The organism is Tamlana crocina (assembly GCF_012037625.1).
In genome coordinates, this window is sequence record NZ_JAAVJS010000342.1 from 1 (window position 1) to 407 (window position 407).

At 41.3% G+C, this 407-nt stretch carries 1 protein-coding gene; it reads left to right on the forward strand.

Annotation, left to right across the window (positions count from 1 at the left end; all coding sequences use genetic code 11):
• Positions 1 to 407 (forward strand): P-type ATPase actuator domain-containing protein (locus HC176_RS17025; RefSeq protein WP_483414757.1); only part of this gene is annotated, 407 nt, incomplete at both ends.

A 407-nucleotide genomic window follows, 5' to 3' on the forward strand; every position in this document is an offset into this window, starting at 1 on the left:
GAATTAATCCGGACGGAAAAGAAGAAAGCATACATGTACACGACATTGAAAAAGGAGATCGTATCCTCATAAGAAATGAGGAGCTTATCCCTGTAGACGGAATCCTTATCAATGGCAACGCGCGTATTGATTATAGTTTTGTCACCGGCGAATCTGAAGCTGTTCAAAAGGAATCGGGAGATAAACTTTTTGCCGGCGGCCGACAGGTTTCCGGGATGATCGAGATGGAAGCTTTAAAATCGGTTTCTCAAAGTTATCTTACAAAGTTGTGGAGCAATGATGTTTTCCAGGTGAAAAAAGAGGATTCCTTTACTTCTTTCATCAACAAAATCAGTAAATATTTCACCATTGTGCTGTTGTTTATCGCATTTTCGGCAACTGCTTTCTGGCTGTTCCACGATGTAGCC